Origin of the sequence: Kitasatospora sp. NRRL B-11411, from assembly GCF_000721345.1 — a bacterium.
GTDB lineage: Bacteria > Actinomycetota > Actinomycetes > Streptomycetales > Streptomycetaceae > Kitasatospora > Kitasatospora cineracea.
This window is the reverse complement of record NZ_JOGH01000070.1, coordinates 1-18612: the sequence shown is the minus strand read 5'-3', so window position 1 is coordinate 18612 and position 18612 is coordinate 1. Positions and strand designations below refer to the sequence as shown.

Here is an 18612-nt window from a genome sequence, read left to right as displayed (position 1 = left end):
TATCGACCAGGGGCGGGGCGATGGACGGGCAGCACCCGGAAGGAACGGCCGCACTCTCCGGCGGAGCCGCCGGAGCGGAGGCCCTGCGGCCGCTGGTCGCCGAAGTACTGGCCGGGCTCGCGGCCGGCGCGGCCCGGCGCGGCGGGCCGATCCCGGCCGGGACGCCGGAGCAACTCGCCGCGCAGGTGCGGGAAGCACTCGCCGGCGCGCACGGGCCGGCCGCGCTCGGAGGGCTGGCCGAACTGCTGGCACACGGCGCGGCCGACCCGGCCGACCCGGCGTGCGCCGCGCACCTGCACTGCCCGCCGCTGGCCGTCGCGGTCGCCGCCGACCTCGCGGTCAGCGCCCTCAACCCGTCCCAGGACTCCTGGGACCAGGCCCCCGCCGCCACCGCCCTGGAGAGCGAACTGCTCGCCGAGATGGCCGAGTTGGTCGGCTTCGACCCCGCCCGGGCGGCCGGCGTCCTCACCACCGGCGGCACCGAGTCCAACCTGATGGGCCTAATGCTGGCCCGCGACCAGCGCCTCGGCCCGGACGTCGAACTGAACGGCCTGCCGACGGGCGTCCGCCCCCGGATCCTGGCCTCCGAAGCCGCCCACTTCTCCGTCCAGCGCGCCGCCGCCCTGCTCGGCCTCGGCGAACGCGCCGTCCGCACCGTCCCCGTCGACCGCGACCTGCGGATGGACGCCGGCGCGCTGGCCGACGCCTTCGTCGAAGCGGGCTGGGAGGGCGCCACCCCCATCGCGGTGGTCGCCACCGCCGGTACCACCGACACCGGCGCGATCGACCCGCTCCCCGAGATCGCCGACCTCGCCGCCCGCCACGGCGCCTGGCTGCACGTCGACGCGGCCTACGGCGGCGGGGCGCTGCTCTCCGAACGGCTCGCCCCGCTGCTCGCCGGCCTCGACCGGGCCGACTCGGTCTCCCTCGACTGGCACAAACTCGGCTGGCAACCCGCCGCCACCGGCGTCTTCCTGGCCCGCGAAGCCCGCACCTACGCCTCGCTCGCCCGCCGCGCGGTCTACCTCAACCCCGCCGACGACGAAGCCGCCGGCTACCCCAGCCTGCTCGGCCAGTCCCTGCGCACCACCCGCCGCCCCGACGCCTTCAAACTCGCCGTCACCCTGCGGGTCCTGGGCCGCGACGGCCTCGGCGCCCTGGTCGACCGCTGCCACCTCGCCGCCCGGCAGGCAGCGCAACTCGTCCGCGCCGCACCCGAGTTGGAACTCCACTGCGATCCCGTCCTGACCACCGTGGTCTTCCGCTACGCCGTCCCCGACCCCGCCGACAGCGACCGGGTCAACGCCGAACTCCGCCGCCACCTGCTCCGCACCGGCCGCGCCGTCGTCGGCCGCACCGAACTCCCCGGCCACGGCCCGGGCCGGGTCCGGCTCAAACTCACCCTGCTCAACCCGCACACCACGCAGGAGCAACTGGCCGCCCTGCTACGGGCGGTGGTCGAAGCCGGGGCGAGTACGCGCGACGGGGGCAAGGACCGCAAAACCGGTGAACGCGCGCGGCCGCCGCACTAGCCTGGCGCCGTGACGAGTCGGAGCCTGACCTCCCGTACCGGACCGGCCGCCCTCCTGGCGGCCGGCCTCGTGTTCCTCACCGCCTGCACCGGCGGCGGCAGCAGTGGTGGTGACAGCAGCAGCGGCAGTGGCGGCGGCAAGGCGAAACAGGTCGGCTGGTACCGCCTGCTCCCCGACCTCTGCGCGGCGGTGGGCGACCCCGGCCTGCCCGGGAAACTGCGGGACTCCATACCGGTGACCAGCGAGGGCATCCCGAGCGACCCTTCCACGACGCTCAGTTGCAGCTACGACGCCGGCCCGGACACGGAGGACTGGCGGGTCACCGTCGACGCGACGATCTTCAAGGAGGCCCACGGCTGCCACTGGCTGGAGGTCGAGGAGGGCATCGCCAAGTCCCCGATCGGCGGCCCCAAGCCGGACGAGACCCGCACGTACGAGCCGACCGACCCCGGAGGGCTCGGCCAGGAGGCCTACCGGCTGTCGGTCCGGCACCCGCTCACCGACACCATCCCCGGGCCGGTCGACCAGCTGACCCTCAAGTCGGGCGTCTGCGACGGGAACCTGAGCCTGACGGTCGAGGTCGACTACGGCGCGGGCGCGGGGATGTCCGCGGACTACCCGGGCGCGCTCGACAAGGCCGAGGAGGCGTCCCGGAAGAAGGCCGCCGACCTGCTCAAGCGGGCCGAGGAGAAGATGTACGAGCGGGCGATGAGCCCGCAGCCGACGGCTTCCTGACGGACCGTCCCCGCGGCTCCGGCTCCGGGCGGATCAGACGCCCTCCAGCAGGATCCCCCGGAGGGTCTCCCACTGGTCGGGGTCGGTGGCGACCAGGAGGCCGTTGGGGCCGCCGGGGGCCTCGGGGCGGTAGGGGGTGCCGTCGAAGCGGGCGCTGCGGCCGCCCGCCTCGGTGACCAGGAGGGAGCCGGGGGCGTGGTCCCAGGGGAGGGTGCGCCAGTAGAGCAGGAAGTCGTGCTCGCCGGTGGCGACCAGGGGGTACTCGATGCCGGCGGCGCCGCGGCCGGGGTCGAGGGGGCCGAGGGCGAGGGTGTTGGCGAGCAGGCGGTGACCGGTGGGCGGGGCGAAGTAGCGGGTCTTGAGGATGCCGGTCCACTTCTCGGGGGCGGTGGTGGCCCTCCCCAGGACGAGCCGCTCACCGTCGCGCCAGGCGCCGGAGCCGAGTTCGGCGGTGTACGCGGTGCGGGTGCAGGGCTGCCAGATCCAGGCGGCGACGGTCTCGCCCCGGCGGACCAGGGAGGCCATCACCGCGTAGGACGGGCTGCCGGCGACGAAGTTGCGGGTGCCGTCGACCGGGTCGACCAGCCAGGCGGCGGGTTCGGTCGCCAGGGCGAGGGCCAGGTCCGGGTCGGCGGCGACGGCCTCCTCGCCGACCACGGGCACCGGGAGCAGCTCGCGCAGGCGCCGGGCGATGATCCGCTCGGCCTCCCGGTCGGCGACGGTGACGATCTCACCGGGGGCCTTCTCCATCACCTCGCCCTCGGCCAGGGCCCGGAACCTCGGCTCGACCGCCTCCGCCGATGCCTCCACGAGGATCTCGGTGACCTTCTCCATCAACACGCCCGTGCTCCCTTCACCGCCTCCCACTCTCCCATGCCGTGGTGGTGCGGACGGTGCGCAGGTGACGTGCGGGACGGCGCCGGGGCGCCGGGACGGCTCACGGGCCGGTCAGGCCGTCGTACTCGGCGCGCACCCGGCGGTCCATGGCGAGGCCGAACTGGGCGTCGTTGACGGCCCGGGCGAGCGGGCGGACGCGCTGGATCAGCTCGGTGAGCCGGGCCGCCTCGGCGGGGGTGAGGTCCTGGACCCGGGTGAGCGCGCCGAGCAACTGGTCGCGGATCAGGGCGACGAACAGGTCGGCCATCGCGTCCGCGTACTCGGCGGCCCGCCGGCTGACGGCCAGCACGGCGGCCAGCGGCACGCCCTCGTCGACCAGCGCGACGGTGGCGTCCATCAGGCGGCGGCTGACGTGGGTGATGCCGTCGGGGCGGACGGTGATGTAGCCCTGGGCGACGGACTCGGCGGTGTTGGCCTCGGTGAGCTGGTCGCCGAACGCCGCGCGCAGCTCGTCCCAGCCCAGGTGCACGGGCGTCTCGTCCGACCAGGGGGCCACCAGCGCGGCCTGTAGCCCGATCAGTTCGGCGACGTCCCGGCCGTCCTCGCCGGCGCCGATCAGCTCGGCGATGCCGCCCAGCGCGTGGCCGCGCTCCAGCAGTTCGGCGATCAGCCGCAGCCGGGCCAGGTGCTCCTCGCCGTACCAGGCGATCCGGCCCTCCTTGCGGGGCGGCTGGAGCAGCCGTCGCTCGCGGTAGAAGCGGACGGTGCGCACGCTGACGCCGGCCGCCTCGGCGAGCTCGGCGACGCGGTAGGCGCGGGGCCGCTCGTGGTCCTGTTCGATCTCCGCCACGCCGGTCAGCATAGGGCCGCCGGGCGGCACGGAAACAGCGACGTCCCGCGCTATTCCACTCGGTGTCAACAAGGGCTACTCTGCCAAACGCGCCAGTGATTACTGGCAGCATCCAGCGCTGCACCTCCCGCAGCACCGCCGGCCACCCGCACCCCCACCCTCGCCAGGAGGCCCGCCCATGGCAGCCCGCAGCAAGAAGCCCCCCGCGCCCGGTACCGACCCCGGGTCGGAGCGGGCCGTCCCGCACGTCCGGGCCGCCGTCATCGGCTCCGGCTTCGGCGGTCTCGGCGCCGGCGTCCGCCTGCGCCGGGCCGGCATCACCGACTTCGTGATCCTGGAGCGCGCGGACTCGGTCGGCGGCACCTGGCGCGACAACTCCTACCCGGGCTGCGCCTGCGACGTGCCCTCGCACCTGTACTCGTTCTCGTTCGCGCCCAACCCCGAGTGGCCCCGGGTGTTCTCCGGCCAGCCCGACATCCGCGCCTACCTGGAGCGGATCGCCGACACCTTCGGCCTGCGCCCGCACCTGCGCTTCGGCGCCGAGGTCACCGAGCTGCGCTGGGAGGAGGAGCACACCCGCTGGCGGGTCACCACCGCGGCCGGCAGCTGGACCGCCGACGCCGTGGTCTCCGCCGCCGGACCGCTCGCCGACCCGCAGATCCCCGACCTGCCCGGCCTGGACGCCTTCCCCGGCAAGGTCTTCCACTCCTCCCGCTGGGACCACGACTACGACCTGGCGGGCAAGCGCGTCGCCGTGGTCGGCACCGGCGCCTCCGCCGCCCAGATCATCCCGGCGATCCAGCCGGCCGTCGGCCGCCTGACGGTCTTCCAGCGCACCCCCGCCTGGGTCCTGCCGCGCGCCGACCGCGAGGTGAGCGGCGCGGAGAAGTGGCTGCACGCCAAGCTCCCGCCGACCGGACTGCTGCGCCGGGCCGGGCTGTTCGCCATGCGCGAGCTGCAGGTCGACGCGTTCGTCCGCCGCCCGCAGCTGCTGAAGCTGGTCCAGCAGGTCGCGCTGCGGCACCTGCACAAGGCCGTCGCCGACCCGGCGCTGCGCGCCACCCTCACCCCCGACTACCGGATCGGCTGCAAGCGGATCCTGCTCAGCAACACCTACTACCCGGCGCTCGCCGCCCCCAACACCGAGGTGGTCCCCGGCGGCCTGCGCGAGCTGCGCGGCTCGACCCTGGTCGGCGCGGACGGCAGCGAGCACGAGGTCGACGCGATCGTCTTCGGCACCGGCTTCCACGTCACCGACCTGCCGATCGCCGAGCGGGTCTTCGGCATCGGCGGCACCTCGCTGGCCGAGAGCTGGAAGGACGGCATGGAGGCGCTGCGCGGCTCGACCGTGCGCGGCTTCCCGAACCTGTTCTTCCTGATCGGCCCGAACACCGGGCTCGGCAACAGCTCGATGATCCTGATGATCGAGTCCCAGCTGAACTACCTCATCGACGCGCTCACCACCCTCGACTCGCTCGGCGCCGCCGCCATGCAGCCCACCGAGCGCGCCCAGCGCCAGTGGAACCTGGAGCTCCAGCACAAGATGGGCCGCACCGTGTGGACCACCGGCGGCTGCCGCAGCTGGTACCTGGAGGAGAGCGGGAAGAACACCGTGCTGTGGCCCGGTTCCACCAGCGCCTTCCGCCGCGCCACCCGGCACGTCGACCTCGCCGAGTACGAGCTGATCAAACGAACCGCCCCCGAGCCCGTGGAGGTCGTGTCCGCATGAGCCGCATCCCCGCCGACTGCGTGCTGCCCGACCCGGCGGCCGTGCGCACCGTCCGCTCCGCCGACGGCGCCGAGCTCAACGTCGAGGAGTACGGGTCCGACGGCGCGCCGCTGGTCGTGCTCGCCCACGGCTGGACCTGCTCCACCGCGTTCTGGGCGCCGGTGGTCAACCGGCTGGCCGCCGACTTCCGGGTCGTCGCCTACGACCAGCGCGGCCACGGCCGCAGCCCCGCCCCCGCGGGCGCCGACGGGTACGCCACCGCCAAGCTCGCCGAGGACCTGGAGGCGGTGCTCACCGCGACCGTCCCCGACGGGCGGCGCGCCGTGCTGGTCGGCCACAGCATGGGCGGCATGACCATCATGGCGGCCGGCGGGCGCCCCGCCGTCGCCGGGCGCACCGCCGCCAACGTGCTGGTCAACACCGGCCCCGGCGAGCTGATCGCCGAACTGACCGTGCTGCCGCCCGCCGTCCGGGCCAGGGGCCTGCGCCGCTTCCTGCACCGGCAGATCCTGCGCTCCCGGCTCCCGCTCGGCCCGGTCACCGGCCTCACCCGGGCCGCCCTCAAGTACGCCACCATGGGCCCGGCCACCCCCGCCGACCGGGTCGAGGCGTGCGCGCAGGTGGTGCACGCCTGCCCGGCGCAGGTCCGCTTCCGCTGGGCGACCGTGCTCGACACCCTCGACGTGCACGACGGCCTGGCCCGGCTCGCCGCCCCCACCGCGGTGATCGCGGGCAGCCACGACAAGCTCACCCCGCCGGTGCACGCCCGCCGGATCGCCGCCGCCCTGGCCGACCCGCGCGGCCTGCTGGAACTGCCCGGCACCGGCCACATGAGCCCGGTCGAACGGCCCGCCGAGGTCGCCGCCGAGATCCGCCGGGTCGCCGCCCTGGCCGCCGGACCGTCAGCGGCCGAACCGTCGGTCGCCGAAGAGCCCCCGACCGCCGCAGAGCCCCCGACCGCCGCCGAACCGCGGGCCGTCGCCGAACCGCTGGAGGAGACCGCATGACCCCGCCGCTGTCCTCGCAGGTCGTCGTCATCACCGGAGCCGCCCGCGGCCTCGGCGCGCTGATGGCCCGCAAGCTCTCCGAACGCGGCGCCAAGGTCGCGCTGGTCGGCCTGGAGCCCGCCGAGCTGAAGGCGGTCGCCGCCCAGTGCGGCGAGCACGCCTCCGCCTGGGAGGCCGACGTCACCGACCTGGACGCGCTCACCGAGACCGCGAACCGGATCAAGGACCGGTACGGGCGGATCGACGCCGTGGTCGCCAACGCGGGCATCGCGCTCGGCGGCCCGATGCAGGACAGCGACCACCGGGCCTGGACCCGGGTGGTCGAGGTCAACCTGCTCGGCTCGGTCGCCACCGCCCGGGCCTTCCTGCCCGCGCTCGCCGAGAGCCGCGGCTACCTGCTGCAGATCGCCTCGCTGGCCGCGCTGACCCCGGCCCCGCTGATGTCCGCGTACTGCGCCTCCAAGGCGGGCGTCGAGTCCTTCGCGCACGCGCTGCGCGCCGAGGTCGCCCACCAGGGCGTCAAGGTCGGCGTCGGCTACCTGAGCTGGACCGACACCGACATGGTCCGGGGCGCCGACCAGGACGCCGTGCTGCGGCAGATGCGGGCCAAGCTGCCCTGGCCCGCCAACAAGACCTACCCGATCGGCCCCGCCGTCGACCGCCTGGTGGCCGGGCTGGCCCGCCGCTCCGCGCACGTCTACGCGCAGGCCTGGCTGCGCGGCATGCAGCCGGTCCGCGGCTTCCTGCCCGGCCTGATCGCGCTGGTCGGCTCCCGCGACGTGGCCCGGCTGGCGCCCGAGTTGAAGGCCACCGCCGCGACCCGGCTGGGCCCGGTCGGCGCGGGCGGGCAGGCGGACCAGGCGGCCCGGGAGGGCCGGCCGGCCTGACCCGGCGCTGCGAGACCGGACGGACCGTCGGCCCTGGAGGGGAGCCGGCGGTCCGTCCGGCGTTCCCGGCCGTCGTCCGGCGTTTCCGGGCGCCGTTCCCGGGCGCCGTCCGGGGCCGCCGGGGGACCGGGACTGGGCAGCGGTTTTTCATGTCCTTATACCGTGTGACTAGTATCCGTCCGTCAGAGTCCTGTCAGATTCGACCAGTTGTGAACGACTGGTGTCGTCCCCAAGGAGAATGCCCTGCGCACGCGCGCTTCTCGGCGGATCAGAACGGGTCGGCTCTCGCTCCGCGCGACCCTGCTCGTCCTGGCGATCGTCCCCAGTGTGGCGCTGGCCGCCCTGTGGGCCGTCACCAGCGGACAGCTCCTGTTGGACTTCCAGCGCCAGGCGGCCCAGGGCCTGCTCGCGCAGGAGGCCGGGCAGCCGTCCAACATCGTCTACTACAACCTCCAGGAGGAGCGGCGCCTGAGCGCCGACGTCCTCGCCACCCACAGCGGGGTCACCGACGCGCTGCGCAGCCAGCGCGCCAAGACCGACCAGGCCATCCGCGACTTCCAGAAGGCGTCCGACGTGGCCGCCTCCGACGCCCCGGACGAAGTCAAGGAAGCCGTCGGGCTGGCCCGGCAGTCCATCAACCAACTGCCCGCCCAGCGCGCCCTGGTCGACAGCGGCAGCGAGCAGCAGCAGGCCGCGGTCTACGGCTACTACACCGACCTGATCGCGGTCGACCTCAAGCTGTTCGCCGCGCTCAGCCACGTCGACAACGGGCAGATGACCACCATCTCCGCGCCGCTGGTCGACCTGTTCTGGGGCAAGGAGATGATCTCCCGCTCGGACGCCCTGCTGGCCCGCGGCTGGCCCACCGGCAGCCTGAGCGCCGAGGACTACCAGCAGCTGCGGCAGGCCGTCGCCGAACAGGACTTCCAGTTCGGCACCAAGGTCGCGCCCTACCTGGCCGCCGACCAGGCCGCCAAGTGGAAGCAGATCACCGGCAGTTCCGCCTGGAAGGCCAAGGGCGACGTCGAGCAGCAGCTGCTCAGGCCCGCCGCCGCCGACCGCAACGGCCGGATCGCCCTCACCGGCGACCAGAGCGCCTGGCGGCAGGCCGTCGACGCGCTCAACCCGCAGCTCGTCGACCTGCTCGAGTACCGCACCGCCTACGTGGTCGACCACGGCAAGAGCAGCATCATCTCGCTCGCCGTCCGGCTGGTGCTGACCACCGTGATCGGCCTGATCGCCGTCATCGTGGTCGCCGTCACCTCCTGGCGGATCACCCGCACCCTGCGCCGCCGGATCGGCCGGCTCCAGGAGCAGGCCGAGGACCTCCAGACCACGCTGCCCGCCGTCGTCGAACGGCTCGGCAACGGCGAACAGGTCGACCCGGAGGAGCACGCCCGGGCCGTCGCCCCCGACCCGTGGGGCCGCACCGGCGACGAACTCGCCAAGCTGGCCGAGGCGTTCAACCTGGCCCGGGCCAGCGCGGTGCAGTCCGCCGTCGCCCAGGCCGACCAGCACCGCGCCTACGAGCGGCTGCTCCAGCGGATCGCCCGCCGCACCCAGCAGCTGATCGGCCAGCAGCTCAAGAAGCTGGACGAGCTCGAACGCCGCCACGAGGACCCGGAGTTCCTGGAGGGCCTGTTCGACCTCGACCACCTCACCGCGCGCCTGCGCCGCTACGAGGAGAACCTGGTCATCCTGGCCGGCGGCGCCCCGCACCGGCGCTGGCGCAAGCCCGTCCCGCTGCTGGACGTGATGCGCTCCGCCCAGGGCGAGGTGCAGGACTACCAGCGGGTCAGCATCGACCTGGAGGGCAGCCCGTGGATCTCCGAGCGGGCCGTCGGCCCGGTCGCCCACGTGCTCGCCGAGCTGATCGAGAACGCGCTGACCTTCTCCCGCCCGCCGAACCCGGTCGAGGTCCGGGCCGGCCGGGTCAGCCGGGGCGTGGCCATCGAGGTCGAGGACCGCGGCCTGGGCATGGAGGAGGACCAGATCGAGGGCGCCAACGCGATGATGGCCCGCCCGCCGCGCGCCGACGTGCTCGCCCGCGGCAACGACATCCGGCTCGGCTTCTACGTCGTCTCCCGGCTCGCCGAACAGCACGGCCTGCGGGTCGAGTTCCGCCAGTCCGCGTTCGGCGGCACCCGGGTCGTGGTGCTCGTCCCCGAGGAACTGATCGTCCCCGACCCGAACGCCCGGCCCACCATCGTCCCCGCCCAGCCGTCCGGCGGCCTGCCGACCCGCAACCGCGGCCAGGCCCTGGCCGGCGTCACCGCCCTCACCGCCGGGTCCGAACCGGTCTCGGTGTCCTACAGCCTGCCGTCGGCGGTCGAGGAGGCACCCGCCGTGGACCCGTACGCCCCCGCCGCCCCGTACCCCGCCGAGGAGCCGTACCCGCAGTACGAGCAGCTGGGCGCACCGCACGGGGAGCACCCGGCGGCCGGTTACGAGCCGTACCCGGCGACCGGCCACGAGCAGCCGTTCCCCGACGCGATCCTGCCGCTGCAGCCCGCGCCCACCCCGTACGCGCTGCCCGCCGGGCACCACCCCGAGCCCGCCGCGGCCGGTGCGTGGCCGCCGCCCGCCGGGCACCGGGAAGCCCCCGCCCCCCTCCCGGCGTCGGCGTACCCGCCGCCCGGCGGCGAACCCCCGCTGCCGCGCCGGATCCGCCAGGCCAGCCTGGCCGACGAGCTGCGGATCGACCCCGCGGCCCCCAAGGAAGCGCCCGCGCCGCCCCGTTGGGACGAGAACCCGCTGTTCCGACCGGCCCCCCGACGGGCCGGAGCAGCGATCGGGGCGTTCCAGCGGCGCTCCCGCGAGGCGCGCGGCGGCCAGGTCCCCCCGGCCGCCGACACCGCCGGCGGCACCGAGGGGCGGACGGGCCCGGCCGACGGCTGGAACAACAACCACACCCCGACGGGAGAAGACCGGTCATGACGCGCACTACCGCCACCCACCAGGATCTCGACTGGCTGCTGGACGGCCTGGTGGACTCGGTGGCCGGCACCAAGAACGCCGTGCTGCTCTCCGACGACGGCCTCGTGGTCGGCCACTCCCGCAGCATCGACCGCTCCGACGCCGAGCGCCTCGCGGCCGTCGCCACCGGCCAGCAGAGCCTGGCCCGCGGCGTGGGCCAGCTGTTCGCGGGCGGCCCGGTGCACCAGGTGATCGTCGAACTCGCCGACCTCTGGCTGTTCGTCATCGCGGCCGGCTCGGGCACCCACCTGGCCGTGATCGCCTCGCAGGACGTCGACGCCGAGGTGATGTCGCTGGCCATGCACAACCTGGTCCAGCAGGTCGGCCAGAAGCTCAGCACCCCGCAGCGCGGCGACTTCGACGCGTTCGGGGTCCGCAGCGGGCAACGCGCGTGAACGCCCTGCCCTGGGACGACGAGTACGGGTACGAGGACGGGGACGACGGCGCCGACAGCATGGTGCGGCCGTACACGATCACCCGCGGCCGCACCGCGCCCGAGCGCGACGACTTCACCCTGATCACCCTGCTCACCAGCGTGCCGGCCCCGGTCGACGCCTACGGCGCGCCGGTCAGGCCCGCCCGGCTGCAGCCCGAGCACCGGATCATCATCGACCGGTGCCGGACCCCGGCCGCGGTGGCCGAGGTCGCCGCCGACCTCGACCTGCCGGTCTCGGTCACCAAGATCCTGCTCGGCGACCTCGTCGCGCAGGGCCTCCTGACGGCCCGGGCCCCGATCTCGGTGGCCCGGGCCGCGGGCGGCGCCGACCGCGGCCTGTTGGCCGCCGTACGTGAGGGCCTGAGGAGGCTTTGAGATGACCAGCACCCCGGCCGCCGCAGCCGCGGTCAAGATCCTGATCGCCGGCGGCTTCGGCGTCGGCAAGACCACCCTGGTCGGCGCGGTCAGCGAGGTCGCGCCGCTGCGCACCGAGGAGTACCTGACCACCGCCAGCGTCGGCGTGGACGACCTGTCCGGCGTCGACCAGAAGACCACCACCACCGTCGCCCTGGACTTCGGCCGGATCACCGTCAGCCCCGAGCTGGTGGTCTACCTGTTCGGCACGCCCGGCCAGGAGCGGTTCTGGTTCATGTGGAACGACCTGGTCAACGGGGCGCTCGGCGGCGTCGTCATCGCCGACACCCGCCGGCTGGAGACCAGCTTCGCCTCGATCGACTTCTTCGAGAGCCGCGGCATCCCGTTCGTGGTGGCGATCAACTGCTTCCACGGCGTCAACACCCGCTCCGACGCCGAGATCCGGGCCGCCCTCGACCTCGACCCGCACGTGCCGATGCTGGTCGGCGACGTCCGCGAGCGCTCGTTCGGCCGGGACGCCCTGCTGGCCCTGGTCGACCACCTGATGGCGCTGCCGGTCGGCTGACCCGGCGGCCCCGCCGCACCCGCACGGCCCGCGCCCCCGCCCGGGCCGTCCCCCGAACCCACGGAGAGACCATGGCAACACCCCTGCGCGTCCTCGTCCACGGCGGCGGCATCGGCGGCCTCAGCCTCGCGGTCGCCCTGGCCCGGCGCGGCCACACCGTCGAGGTGGCCGAGCTCCGCGAGCAGCTCGACGCGCTCGGCGTCGGCATCATCCAGCCCTCCAACGCGCTGCACGTGATGCGCGAACTCGGCGTGCTGGAGCAGTGCCTGGAGGCCGGCTTCGAGTGGGAGGTGCTGACCATCTGCGACCCGGCCGGCAACCCGCTGGCGAAGATCCCGCAGCCCCGGATGGACGGCGCCCCCGCCAACAACGGCATCCCCCGCCCGGCGCTGGCCGAGGTGCTCGGCCGGGCCGCCGCCGAGGCCGGCGCGACCGTCCGCTTCGGCACCACCATCGCCGAACTCGCCGACGACGGCGAGGGCGTGGACGTCACGCTGTCCGACGGCTCGACCGGCCGCTGGGACCTGGTGGTCGGCTTCGACGGCATCGGCTCGCCGCTGCGCACCCGCCTGTACGGCGACCGCTACCGCCCCGAGTACACCGGCTTCGCCAACTGGCGGGTCACCGTGCCCCGGCAGGACGAGGTGCAGGGCGTGGTGATGAGCACCGGCAACCAGGCCGCCAAGGCGCTGCTCACCCCGATCACCCCCGAACTCATGTACCTGGGCGCGGTGTTCGCCGAGGCCGAGGACTTCCGCCCGGACCCGGAGCGGGCCCACGAGCAGCTCGCCGAGCGGCTGGCCGGCTTCGCCGGCCCGGTCGCCGAGGCGCTCACCCACGTCACCGACCCGGCCGCCGTGGTGTACTCGCGGATCTCCCAGGTCACCGTCGAGGAGCCCTGGCACGTCGGCCGGGTGGTGCTGGCCGGCGACGCCGCGCACGCCTCCACCCCGCACCTGGCGCAGGGCGCCGCGATGGCCGTCGAGGACGCCCTGGTGCTGGCCCAGGAGCTGGACGCCGCCGCGGACGTCCCGGCCGCGCTGGCCGCCTGGGAGGCCCGCCGCCGCCCGCGCGCGATGTTCGTCCAGTCGCTGTCCCGGGCCGTCCTCAAGCAGGAGACCGGCACCGCGACCACCCCCGAGGAGGACGAGCTGCTGAAGGTCGGCATCCCGGGCGCCGCCCACGTGCTGGTCAAGCCGTACTGACGCACCGTCACCTGTACTGCGGGGCCCGGCAGTTGCCGGGCCCCGCGGCGTTCCCCGGTCAGGCGCCGTGCACCGACACCTCGTTCAGCGAGTAGCCCCACTGGGTGGCCCGCTGGACGCCGTGGAAGCGGACCCATCGGGCCGAGGTCGGGGTGAACGCGGCGGTGTCCAGCCCGCCGTCACCGGCCGAGGTCGACCACACGGTGCGCCAGTCGGTGCCGTTCGCGGACACCTCGATCCGGTACGACCGGGCGTAGGCCCGCTCCCAGTCCAGGGTCACCCGGTCCACCACCCGGGCGGTGCCCAGGTCGACGGCGAACCACTGGTCGTCGCTCCAGTCGCTGGCCCAGCGGGTGCCCCGGTCGCCGTCCACCGCCCGGCCCGGCTGGTACGAGACGAACGGGTTCCACTCCGAGGAGCTCGCCGAGGCGGCCGCCCCCGTCGCCAACTCCCGCCCCGCGTCGTGCACTTCGGTGGCCCGCCAGGTGGTCAGGTAGGACTGCGCGCCCTTCATCAGGTCGTCCACCACGCCCTGCCCGCCGGAGAGCCGGATCTGCTCGATCCAGTCCGGCAGCAGCCCGGCGTGCGCCAGGCCGTCGGTGTTGACGTCCCAGGTCCGGCTGCCGGTGACCTGCCGGTCCAGCAGCGAGCCGCCGTCCGCCGAACGGAACGGGTACGTCACGGCGTTGGGCGCACCGGCGCCGACCGGCCCCGGCCAGCCGCCGACGCCGTTCAGGTCGCTGCCGTAGCCGTAGCCCACGCCGTACTGCTCGCGCAGCGCCTCGGTGCGGTTCGCCTCGGCCACGAAGGCGTTCGCGTCGTGCGGGTACTGGGCGGCGAACCCGCCCAGCTTGTACAGCCGTTCGGTCCAGTCCAGGTCCATCCAGCTGTGGCTGGACAGCACGCCCGGGTAGCCCTTGGACTCCAGGATCTCGAAGGCGCTGCGGGCCGCCTTGACGCTCATGTGGTCGACTTCCAGCATCATGTGCCGCTTGACCATGCCGTCGATCGCGTACGCGCCCAGGTCGGTCAGGCCGCGGGTGTTGCACTGCGCGGCGGCCGCGTAGGCGGGCAGGCTCACCCCGGCCGGCAGCAGGGCGTTCGCCTGCGCGGTGGGCAGGCCGATCGGGTTGTCGTGCTGCGGGCCGGTGCACGGCTCGGTGGCCCAGAAGGTGCCGGTGGACAGGAACTGCCCGGCGTTGACGGCCACCCCGGTGGTGCCCTCGTCGAAGCGCACCCCGCACAGCGCGTTGTCGAACTTGTGGCACAGGAACATGCTGCGCACGCCCAGCGCGTACAGCTCGTCCAGGCCGCGGTCGATCGCCGCCCGGTCGCACTGCGGCACGTCCAGCACCTGCTTGCAGCCGAACGGCTCGGAGGTCTCCACGCCGAGCACCACCGCCAGCTTGCCCTGGGCGACCACCCGGCGGGCCTGGTCGGAGTCGGTGACGATGCGGAACCAGCCCTTGCCGGGGCCGCCGTACATCCGGTCCACGTAGTCCTGGAGCTGGTAGGACTTCTTCGCCTCGGTGCGGATGGCTTCCATCTCGTCGCAGGGGCGGTCCTTGTACGGGTAGATCGAGCAGAGCAGCCCGTTGGTCACCAGGTCGTTGACCAGGATCCGCTCGCCGCCGCGCCAGGCCCGCTCCAGCCAGGCGTAGTAGTCCTGCTGGTGGCTGAGCGAGTCGTGGGCGGGCCAGTCGGCGAAGGTCGGCCAGCCGACCGGGTCGTGGTGGCCGTCGGCGCCGCCGGTGACGTTCTCGAACAGGGCGAGCGAACCGTCCGGGTAGTGCTCCGGGCAGTCCTTGAGGGCGTCCGCGACGCCCTGTTCGGAGAAGGCGGAGCCGCAGATCACCCGGCCGCCGAAGCCTTCGGCGGACATCAGGTGGTTGTGCGCGTCGACGAAGCCGCGGACGCTGCCGTCGGGGGCGGTGCCGTGCAGCGGCTCCCCGGTCACGTCGATCTGCGAGTCCGGCACCGGCCGGGCGGTGGGGTTCCACCACCCGTCGGCGGCCCGGGCGGTGGGGCCGGGCACGGTGCCGGCGGCGAGGGCGGCGGCGAGCAGCAGCAGCGGCAGCAGGCGGGCGAGGACGTTCCTGGCGCGGTGGTTCCCGGTCATGGTCACCTCTCGGCTCGGGGGAGGCGGCGGCGGGGGAGCGGTGCTCCGGGTGCGGTCCCCCGAGAATCCCGAGCGCCTGACGGGGCGTCAAGGCATCGGACCGGATTTACTGACCGGTCAGTACGGTCGGCCGGAGGAGAGACACGTCGACGAGTCGTCAACGTCCGGGCCCCGGACGCGCGTCGGGCCCGGCCCCGTGGGAGGGGCGGGCCCGGAGGTGCGGAGGCGGTGCCGGTCCGTCAGTGCCGCGCGGGGCGGCGGGTGCGGGCCGGCGGTGCGACTTCTATGGAGCGGGCGTGGAGCCGAACGGACATCAGTTCTCCTGGGAGGGAAGGGCGCCGCGTGGGACGGCGGCGCTGCCCGAAACCGTAGGGTGATCGGACGAACGCCGGTGCGGGGCGCGCCGCCGACGCCCCGCGGGTCGCCCGAAGGGCCGAAGCGGTCCACCGTCCGGCCGGTCGGTGCGGCACCCGCCTACCGACCGGTACGGTCGGGGCCATGACCACCGCTCTCATCACCGGCGCCACCGCCGGCATCGGCGCCGCCTACGCCAACCGCCTGGCCCGCGACGGCCGCGACCTGGTGCTGGTCGCCCGCGACACCGAACGCCTCGCCGCCTCCGCCGCCGAACTCACCGCCCGCCACGGCGTCCGGGTCGAGACGCTGGCCGCCGACCTCGCCACCGAGGCCGGCATCGAGGCCGTCGAGCAGCGGCTGCGCGACGGCGACCGCCCCGTCGACCTGCTGATCAACAACGCCGGGTTCGGCCACCGCGGCACCTACCTGGACGTCCCCGTGCAGGACGAGCTCGACATGCTCAAGGTGCACATCGAGGCCGTGCTGCGGCTCACCACCGCCGCCGTCCCCGGGATGCGCGAGCGCGGCTTCGGCGGCGTCGTCAACGTCGCCTCGGTGGCCGCGTTCCTGCCGCGCGGCACCTACGGCGCGACCAAGGCCTGGGTGGTCAACTTCACCCTCGGCATCGCCCGCGACCTGGCCGGCAGCGGCGTGCGGCTGCAGGCGCTGTGCCCCGGCTTCACCCGCACCGAGTTCCACCAGCGGGCCGGCATGGGCACCTCCTCCATCCCCGGCTGGGGCTGGCTCACCGCCGACCGGGTCGTCGACGACTCGCTGCGCGACCTCGCCCGCAACCGCCCGCTCTGCGTCCCCAGCAAGCGCTACCGGGCCGCCGTCACCGCCGCCCGCCTGCTGCCCCCCGGCGGCCTCGGCAAGATCTCCAACACGGCGGGCCGCGACTACCGCAAGCCTTGACGGCCGCCCGGCCGCACCCGGAGCAGCGCCCTCCGGCACCCTCCCGGCCGGGGCGGAGGGTGCCGGTCGGGCAACGCCGGTGTGGCAGAGTGGTGGCGTAAGCGTCACGGTCGACAATATCGACCACCAGTTGCGGAGGTTGCCGATGCCCGGCCCGATCCAGTCGCTGTCGCGGGCGGCGGCGATCCTGCGTCTGCTGGCGGGCGGGGAGCGCCGGTTGGGGTTGTCGGAGGTGTCGACCTCGCTGGGGTTGGCGAAGGGGACGGCGCACGGGATCCTGCGGACGCTGCAGGCCGAGGGCTTCGTCGAGCAGGACCCGGAGAGCGGGAAGTACCAGCTGGGCGCGGAACTGCTGCGGCTGGGGCAGTCGTACCTGGACGTGCACGAGCTGCGGGCGCGGGCGCTGGTGTGGGCGGACGACCTGGCGCGGGCCGCGGGGGAGACGGTGTACCTGGGCGTGCTGCACCAGCGGGGGGTGCTGGTGGTGCACCACGTGTTCCGGCCGGACGACTCGCGGCAGGTGCTGGAGGTGGGCTCGATGCAGCCGCTGCACGCCACCGCGCTGGGGAAGGTGCTGCTGGCGTACGACCCGGTGGCGCGGGGCGAGTTGGGCGAGGGCCCGTTCGAGGCGTACACGGCGCGGACGCTGACGGGGGCCGCGGAGGTGGACGCGGAGTGCGCGCTGATCCGCGAGCGGGGGTGGGCGGACGCGGTGGAGGAGACCTGGGAGGGGGTGGCGTCGGTGGCGGCGCTGATCCAGGACCGGCGGCGCAACCCGGTGGGCGCGGTGTGCGTGTCGGGGGCGGTGGAGACGGTCTGCCAGGACGGTTTCCCCAGGCCCTCGCTGGTGGCGTCGGTGCGCAGCGCGGCCCGGGCGATCTCCCGTGACCTGGGGGCCGGCCGCTTCTGATCCTCCCGTTCGGACTTCCGCACGCGCCGGGGCGCGGGTGGGCGATCTCGCCCGCCCGCGCCCCTTCGCTTTCCGGGCCGCCTGCCGGGCCGCCTGCGGGGCCGCTTTCCGGCCGGGCCGGCGTCCGGTGAGTCACAGCTGAGTAACCCTGCCTTGACGTGGGCAACGCCAGGGGGAGAAGCTTCCGCATGTCGGTCGGCATTGTCGAACGGCGGACGTTCGAACTGGTTCCACTGCGCTCTCACCCGCACGGCGATCGACCGTCCACCTGCCCCCACCCCCCTCCTCCGGGCCATCAGGACAAGGGAGTCTTCGTGTCCGCGTTCTCCAACGGCGACATCTTCGTCGGCGAAACACTCGGCACCGCCGCACTGGTACTGCTCGGCGGCGGCGTCTGCGCCGCCGTCACCCTCAAGAAGTCCAAGGCGCTGAACGCCGGTTGGCTGGCGATCACCTTCGGCTGGGGCTTCGCGGTGCTCATCGCCGCCTACATGTCGGCGCCGAAGTCCGGGGCCCACCTCAACCCCGCGGTCACCCTGGCCATCGCCGTGGACAGCGGCGAGTGGGGCAAGGTCCCGCTCTACCTCGCCTCCCAGCTGCTCGGCGCGATCATCGGCGCGGTCCTGGTGTGGCTCACCTACCTCGGCCAGTTCCAGGCCAACGAGGAACCGACCCTCGGCATCTTCTCCACCGGGCCGGAGATCCGGAACCCGCTGCAGAACCTGCTCACCGAGATCATCGGCACCATGGTGCTCTGCCTCGGCATCCTCACCCAGGGCCTGACCAAGGGCCTCGGCCTGTCCGGCACGGGCATCCTGATCGTCGCCCTCACCGTGGTCGGCATCGGCCTCTCGCTCGGCGGCCCGACCGGCTACGCCATCAACCCCGTCCGCGACCTGGGCCCGCGCATCGTCCACTCCCTGCTGCCGATCCCGCACAAGGGCGGCTCCGACTGGTCGTACGCCTGGATCCCGGTGGCCGGCCCGGCCATCGGCGGCCTGCTGGCCGGCGGCCTCTACCACGTCGCGTTCTGACCCCGCGCTCCACCCCGCGCACCCCCACCCGCATCCCTCACCCAGAGCCGAGGATCCCCGTATGACTGCCAATTACATTGCCGCGATCGATCAGGGCACCACGTCGAGCCGGTGCATCGTCTTCGGTGCGGACGGCCGGATCG

The 18612-nt window shown here is 74.3% G+C and carries 16 protein-coding genes; 13 read left to right on the top strand and 3 right to left on the bottom strand.

Annotation, left to right across the window (positions count from 1 at the left end):
* Positions 1-20: 20 nt before the first annotated feature.
* Together IH44_RS0126110 and IH44_RS0126105 are read left to right on the top strand one after the other, a co-directional pair.
* The gene (locus IH44_RS0126110; RefSeq protein ID WP_051817322.1) at positions 21-1532 is read left to right on the top strand and encodes an aminotransferase class I/II-fold pyridoxal phosphate-dependent enzyme; all 1512 of its coding nucleotides are present in this window, start codon (positions 21-23) and stop codon (positions 1530-1532) included.
* A 9-nt stretch (positions 1533-1541) separates the two neighbouring features.
* The gene (locus IH44_RS0126105) at positions 1542-2267 is read left to right on the top strand and encodes a hypothetical protein (RefSeq protein WP_030462170.1); all 726 of its coding nucleotides are present in this window, start codon (positions 1542-1544) and stop codon (positions 2265-2267) included.
* Between the two features lie 33 nt (positions 2268-2300).
* Here the strand turns inward: IH44_RS0126105 and IH44_RS0126100 are convergent, their stop codons facing one another.
* Positions 2301-3101 (bottom strand): inositol monophosphatase family protein, encoded by an 801-nt coding sequence (locus IH44_RS0126100; protein ID WP_035956423.1) that lies wholly within the window; start codon positions 3099-3101, stop codon positions 2301-2303.
* Positions 3102-3204: 103 nt separating this feature from the next.
* The gene (locus IH44_RS0126095; protein WP_369794999.1) at positions 3205-3954 is read right to left on the bottom strand and encodes a MerR family transcriptional regulator; all 750 of its coding nucleotides are present in this window, start codon (positions 3952-3954) and stop codon (positions 3205-3207) included.
* Between the two features lie 178 nt (positions 3955-4132).
* Here IH44_RS0126095 and IH44_RS0126090 point away from each other — a divergent pair, with 178 nt between their 5' ends.
* The 8 genes from IH44_RS0126090 (at position 4133) to IH44_RS0126055 (ending at position 13134) form a co-directional block, all read left to right on the top strand.
* Complete coding sequence (locus IH44_RS0126090) at positions 4133-5683, top strand: NAD(P)/FAD-dependent oxidoreductase (protein WP_035956421.1); 1551 nt, start codon at positions 4133-4135, stop codon at positions 5681-5683.
* A complete protein-coding gene (locus IH44_RS0126085; protein ID WP_030462166.1) occupies positions 5680-6690 on the top strand; it encodes an alpha/beta fold hydrolase in 1011 nt (336 codons plus the stop codon). Before IH44_RS0126090 ends, IH44_RS0126085 begins: the two co-directional genes overlap by 4 nt.
* Positions 6687-7577: an SDR family oxidoreductase gene (locus IH44_RS0126080; RefSeq protein WP_030462165.1), complete on the top strand. Its 891-nt coding sequence runs from the start codon at positions 6687-6689 to the stop codon at positions 7575-7577. The genes IH44_RS0126085 and IH44_RS0126080 overlap by 4 nt, the downstream gene beginning before the upstream one ends.
* A 327-nt stretch (positions 7578-7904) precedes the next feature.
* Complete coding sequence (locus IH44_RS0126075) at positions 7905-10514, top strand: nitrate- and nitrite sensing domain-containing protein (RefSeq protein ID WP_063759686.1); 2610 nt, start codon at positions 7905-7907, stop codon at positions 10512-10514.
* Positions 10511-10948 carry a roadblock/LC7 domain-containing protein gene (locus IH44_RS0126070; RefSeq protein ID WP_030462163.1) on the top strand — a complete coding sequence of 146 codons (438 nt, stop codon included), beginning with the start codon at positions 10511-10513 and terminating at the stop codon, positions 10946-10948. Before IH44_RS0126075 ends, IH44_RS0126070 begins: the two co-directional genes overlap by 4 nt.
* Positions 10949-11007: 59 nt before the next feature.
* Positions 11008-11364: a DUF742 domain-containing protein gene (locus IH44_RS0126065; RefSeq protein ID WP_035956428.1), complete on the top strand. Its 357-nt coding sequence runs from the start codon at positions 11008-11010 to the stop codon at positions 11362-11364.
* A 1-nt stretch (position 11365) separates the two neighbouring features.
* Complete coding sequence (locus IH44_RS0126060) at positions 11366-11929, top strand: ATP/GTP-binding protein (RefSeq protein ID WP_030462161.1); 564 nt, start codon at positions 11366-11368, stop codon at positions 11927-11929.
* Positions 11930-12000: 71 nt separating this feature from the next.
* Positions 12001-13134, top strand: coding sequence for an FAD-dependent monooxygenase (locus IH44_RS0126055; protein WP_030462160.1), 1134 nt, complete (start codon positions 12001-12003; stop codon positions 13132-13134).
* Between the two features lie 58 nt (positions 13135-13192).
* Here IH44_RS0126055 and IH44_RS0126050 read toward each other — a convergent pair whose 3' ends face one another.
* On the bottom strand, positions 13193-15253 hold the full coding sequence (locus tag IH44_RS0126050) for a discoidin domain-containing protein (RefSeq protein ID WP_198545036.1): 2061 nt from the start codon (positions 15251-15253) through the stop codon (positions 13193-13195).
* A gap of 498 nt (positions 15254-15751) precedes the next feature.
* On the opposite strand from IH44_RS0126050, the gene IH44_RS0126045 reads away from it, so the two are divergent.
* The 3 genes from IH44_RS0126045 to IH44_RS0126035 all read left to right on the top strand — a co-directional run bounded on the left by IH44_RS0126045 (position 15752) and on the right by IH44_RS0126035 (position 18469).
* The gene (locus IH44_RS0126045; protein WP_030462158.1) at positions 15752-16525 is read left to right on the top strand and encodes an SDR family oxidoreductase; all 774 of its coding nucleotides are present in this window, start codon (positions 15752-15754) and stop codon (positions 16523-16525) included.
* Positions 16526-16670: 145 nt separating this feature from the next.
* Positions 16671-17435 carry an IclR family transcriptional regulator gene (locus tag IH44_RS0126040; RefSeq protein WP_030462157.1) on the top strand — a complete coding sequence of 255 codons (765 nt, stop codon included), beginning with the start codon at positions 16671-16673 and terminating at the stop codon, positions 17433-17435.
* Positions 17436-17749: 314 nt separating this feature from the next.
* On the top strand, positions 17750-18469 hold the full coding sequence (locus tag IH44_RS0126035) for an MIP/aquaporin family protein (RefSeq protein WP_030462156.1): 720 nt from the start codon (positions 17750-17752) through the stop codon (positions 18467-18469).
* Positions 18470-18612: the final 143 nt, after the last annotated feature.

Excerpts from the sequence above, each read along its gene's own strand:
- IH44_RS0126055 (WP_030462160.1), top strand. The coding sequence starts at position 12,001 with ATGGCAACACCCCTGCGCGTCCTCGTCCACGGCGGCGGCATCGGCGGC.
- IH44_RS0126065 (WP_035956428.1), top strand. The coding sequence starts at position 11,008 with ATGGTGCGGCCGTACACGATCACCCGCGGCCGCACCGCGCCCGAGCGC.
- IH44_RS0126080 (WP_030462165.1), top strand. The coding sequence starts at position 6,687 with ATGACCCCGCCGCTGTCCTCGCAGGTCGTCGTCATCACCGGAGCCGCC.
- IH44_RS0126060 (WP_030462161.1), top strand. The coding sequence starts at position 11,366 with ATGACCAGCACCCCGGCCGCCGCAGCCGCGGTCAAGATCCTGATCGCC.
- IH44_RS0126045 (WP_030462158.1), top strand. The coding sequence starts at position 15,752 with ATGACCACCGCTCTCATCACCGGCGCCACCGCCGGCATCGGCGCCGCC.
- IH44_RS0126110 (WP_051817322.1), top strand. The coding sequence starts at position 21 with ATGGACGGGCAGCACCCGGAAGGAACGGCCGCACTCTCCGGCGGAGCC.
- IH44_RS0126040 (WP_030462157.1), top strand. The coding sequence starts at position 16,671 with ATGCCCGGCCCGATCCAGTCGCTGTCGCGGGCGGCGGCGATCCTGCGT.
- IH44_RS0126085 (WP_030462166.1), top strand. The coding sequence starts at position 5,680 with ATGAGCCGCATCCCCGCCGACTGCGTGCTGCCCGACCCGGCGGCCGTG.
- IH44_RS0126070 (WP_030462163.1), top strand. The coding sequence starts at position 10,511 with ATGACGCGCACTACCGCCACCCACCAGGATCTCGACTGGCTGCTGGAC.
- IH44_RS0126050 (WP_198545036.1), bottom strand. The coding sequence starts at position 15,253 with ATGACCGGGAACCACCGCGCCAGGAACGTCCTCGCCCGCCTGCTGCCG.
- IH44_RS0126090 (WP_035956421.1), top strand. The coding sequence starts at position 4,133 with ATGGCAGCCCGCAGCAAGAAGCCCCCCGCGCCCGGTACCGACCCCGGG.
- IH44_RS0126100 (WP_035956423.1), bottom strand. The coding sequence starts at position 3,101 with ATGGAGAAGGTCACCGAGATCCTCGTGGAGGCATCGGCGGAGGCGGTC.